This window comes from Bradyrhizobium cosmicum (genome assembly GCF_032290525.1).
Taxonomy (GTDB): domain Bacteria; phylum Pseudomonadota; class Alphaproteobacteria; order Rhizobiales; family Xanthobacteraceae; genus Bradyrhizobium; species Bradyrhizobium cosmicum_A.
This window is the reverse complement of the sequence record NZ_JASXTA010000147.1, coordinates 1-288: the sequence shown is the minus strand read 5'-3', so window position 1 is coordinate 288 and position 288 is coordinate 1. Positions and strand designations below refer to the sequence as shown.

Annotated in this window: 1 protein-coding gene; it reads right to left on the bottom strand. The window is 67.4% G+C overall.

Features of this window, described 5'->3' with window-relative positions:
- On the bottom strand, nucleotides 1-288 hold a 288-nt coding region (locus QSV46_RS39425; protein ID WP_314964052.1), incomplete at both ends, for an ATP-binding cassette domain-containing protein.

The following is a 288-nucleotide window of genomic DNA, read 5'->3' as shown; positions in this document are numbered from 1 at the left end:
CCGCTACCGTGCCGTCAAACAAGCCGACGTCCTGCGGCAGATAGCCGATGTGCCGGCCGAGATCCTCGTTGCGCCATTGATCGAGGGAGGCGCCGTCAAGCCGCACCGCGCCGCGATGCGCCGGCCAGATTCCAACCAGCGCCTTGGAAAGCGAGGTTTTGCCCGACGCGCTGGCGCCGAGCAGCGCCAGCCCCGCGCCGGCCTTGAGCGAAAACGTAACGCCAGATACGATCGGCATGTCGAAACCGGGCGCCGCCACCGCGAGATTTTGCACGGACAGTTCGCGGC